Source organism: Chitinophaga sp. (genome assembly GCF_036569125.1).
Taxonomy (GTDB): domain Bacteria; phylum Bacteroidota; class Bacteroidia; order Chitinophagales; family Chitinophagaceae; genus Chitinophaga.
Genome location: NZ_DATCRF010000668.1, coordinates 1 through 3239, shown reverse-complemented (window position 1 = coordinate 3239; position 3239 = coordinate 1). Strand labels below are relative to the sequence as shown.

Here is a 3239-nt window from a genome sequence, read left to right as displayed (position 1 = left end):
AGGTAACCATCATGCCCCTTGTTGGAGTAACCGAACATCATTACATTCTTGATCTCTCCCCCGCCGGTACAGCCAGGGCCCAGGGTAGTAGCGCCATACACTTTGGTGCCCATCTTTAATACCGCTCCTTCTCCCATAGCCAGCGGCCCTCTTACCAGGCAGCCCTCCATCAGGTGAGCGTCCTTTCCAATGTAAATAGGGCCGGTACCAGCATTCAGCACGCAATGTTCTACCACGGCGCCTGCTTCTATAAAAATATTTTCAGCTGCAGTTACCTGGTTAGAGGCCGGTATAGGCGCAGAAGTACGCCCGGCGGTCAGCAGGGCAAAATCTTCCCGGATAGCTTTATCATTCAGGCCGAAGATCTGCCAGGGCAGGTCCAGGGTATCTACCGGTCCGTTATAGTTCTTACGGTCCTCGGCTGGCAGGGTAAGGTCATTACCGGGCACTATCTTCACCAGCAGATGGTTCTTCTTATACAGCTCCTGCCCGGCCTTCAGGGAGGCAATGGTATCAACCAGCGCTTTATCCGGCACAATATGCCCGTTGATCAGCACATGCTCAATATTGGCGGTACCTAGCCGCAGGGGGTATTTTTCCTGGAGGTAAGACATTGTAAAGTGGCATACAGGCGCTTGGAGCCACTGTTCCCATTTTTCCTGAATAGTAAGGATACCGACCCTGCAGGCAGCTACAGGTCTTGTGTAGGTGAAGGGATATAAAAGATCGCGGGCGGGCGTGTCAAAAAGAATGTAGTTACGCTCCATACGGGAGCTAAAAATAAAAAAATCCCACCGACAAAAGCCAGTGGGATGGAAAATATTTGTTAAAAAGCTTATTTAGCGCTTTTAGCGTAGCGTTTGTTGAATTTATCGATACGGCCGGCAGTATCAACCAATACATTCTTACCAGTGTAAAAAGGGTGAGAAGTGTTGGAAATTTCCAGCTTAATCAACGGATACTCATTACCGTCTTCCCATTTAACAGTCTCACGGGAAGGAGCAGTAGAACGGCTTAAAAAGCTGAATCCGTTAGACATGTCTTTGAATACTACAAACCTGTAACTTTCTGGATGGATACCCTGTTTCATTATTTTATTTGTTTTTGCCAGACGAAACGATGGTTTCATCTGATTGTTATTTTTTATTTAATACGGACGGCAAAGGTAAACAGAATATTTTAAATAGCCAATACCGGGTGCCCGATTTACGATTTCATGTTCACATACTGCAGGGGAATACCGAGGTTCGCCTCCTTACATTTTTGTATAACATCCTGCAAATCATCTATTTTCTTGCCTGTTACGCGTACAATATCGTCCATAATGGCGGCCTGTACCTTTAAACCGGAATCCTTGATCATTTTCACGATCTTCTTGGCATCTTCCTGTTTAATGCCGTTACGTACAGGCACCTCCTTCTTGTATACTTTCCCGCTCTGGTAAGGTTCCTTGCTCTGGTCGTAAATAGTGGCATCCAGGCCCTGGCGCATAGTACGGCTGATGAGCACCTCTATTACCTGGTTCAGCTTCATATCACTTTCCACTTCCAGGTTCAGCACCAGGTCTTTTTTATTCAGCTCAATGCTTACATGGGAATCCTTGAAGTCAAAACGGGTGGTGATCTCCTTCTTTACCGTGTTAATGGCATTATCCAGCGTTTGCAGATCTATTTTGCTAACAATATCAAAGGATGGCATAATTGAAATACTTTAATAATTGATTCCGGCAAATATAAAAAAAATTCCCGCCCTTGAGAGGGACGGGAATAACCGTTAAATATTAAACTTGTTATCCAACTACCTTACCGGTAGAGACCGGCATAGGTGTAGCGCGTTTAGCCTTCCTTTGAAATTCTGCCCATACCGGAAACCGACTGGGAGATCGCAGGATTGCCTTTATACTTTACGTTCCCCATGCCGGAAACGCCTACTTCTAATTTTTTGGCCGCATTTACACTGGCATTAGCGCTGCCGGAAATACCAATGTGCACATCATCTGACTGCAGGTCAAAAGCGGCAATATCTGCCTTGCCGGAAACACTGTAATGCGCTGCAGTGGAGCTGCCTTTCAGCTTTACATTGCCGGCGCCGGATACCGCTACTTTCACATTCTTTGCATCCACATCCAGGTCTGTATCTGCCGCGCCGCTTACGGAAATCTCAAGCTCGTCGGTCTTCAGCTTGCCTTTGCTGTAAAAACCACCGGAACCGCTGGCGGCCAGCTCATTAACCTGCTCCATAGTTACATATACCTTTATCGGTTGAGTGGGTTTAATGGAGTAACCTTTCTTCACTTTGATCTCCAGCTCTTTTCCATCGATCTCTGTTACAATGTAAGGCAGCAGGTTGCTTTCGGCCTCTACTTCTATGGAGTGGGTACCACCCTGCTGTATATATACCTTAAACTCACCGGAGGTGCCGATGTCTTTAAAAGCAGTTGCCTGGCGTTTTTCCTGCTTTACATCGCCATTTCCTTTCACACGCTCACGCTCCTGCCGTACAACAAATGAGGAGAATACCATAACAGCAGCCAGCAACGGAATGCTCAGGAACCATATAGATTTTTTCATGACTAAGAATTTTTAAGATCGGTGAATGTTTTTGGTTTATACAAAGGTTTTGGAATGACCGTATATACGTTAACGTTATTGCTCCTTCATATTCACATCGCTCTGTGAGCCATTGATATTGAGCATAGGCGATTGTTCGCTGCCACTGGCCGTGGTAGCGCTGTAAGCCAGGCGGGTATTCTTTTTAACAGAGCTTACATTTTTTACCGGTAGCCCGTCTATGCCCAGGTCTCCATAGTTTAAATTAATACTCAGGCGCAGCGCCACCTTAGGCGCAAAGATCAGGTCAATATCACTGTAATTAAGCTGAATATCCCCGCCTTTAAAAGCGCTCTGGATCTCTTTTACTTTCATATCTCCATAAGTAAGCCGCGCATCCAGGTTTTCCCGCAGGTTAGCAACATTGAAGTCGCTGTAATTGGCAGTAGCACTCAGGCTGCCCACCTGCCTTATCTTATAATCGCTGTAATTGGCTTTTGTGATCAATGTTCCCACACTGCCTAAGGTATAATCAGAGTAGTTGGATTTGGTATCCAGCTTATCGGCTGCATCACAGCGTATGTCTGAATAGTTAGCTTTGATCTGCAGGTCAGCGGCTTTATCTATTTTGCCTTTATTGCAATAATTCAGGTCCATCTCCAGCGTTTTGCCGGCTTCCCTGATCGCATA

The 3239-nt window shown here is 46.0% G+C and carries 5 protein-coding genes; all 5 read right to left on the bottom strand.

From position 1 onward, the window contains the following. On the bottom strand, positions 1–767 hold a 767-nt coding region (locus tag VIM87_RS24850; RefSeq protein ID WP_331999602.1), incomplete at its 3' end, for a putative sugar nucleotidyl transferase. 68 nt (positions 768–835) lie between these two features. Beyond that, entirely contained in the window at positions 836–1090 is a 255-nt protein-coding gene (locus VIM87_RS24845; protein ID WP_089914679.1) for a type B 50S ribosomal protein L31, read from the bottom strand. 116 nt (positions 1091–1206) lie between these two features. Further along, entirely contained in the window at positions 1207–1698 is a 492-nt protein-coding gene (locus VIM87_RS24840; protein ID WP_331999601.1) for a YajQ family cyclic di-GMP-binding protein, read from the bottom strand. A gap of 137 nt (positions 1699–1835) precedes the next feature. Beyond that, positions 1836–2570: a head GIN domain-containing protein gene (locus VIM87_RS24835; RefSeq protein WP_331999600.1), complete on the bottom strand. Its 735-nt coding sequence runs from the start codon at positions 2568–2570 to the stop codon at positions 1836–1838. Between the two features lie 75 nt (positions 2571–2645). After that, a partial coding sequence (locus VIM87_RS24830; RefSeq protein ID WP_331999599.1) for a DUF4097 family beta strand repeat-containing protein occupies positions 2646–3239 on the bottom strand: 594 nt, incomplete at its 5' end.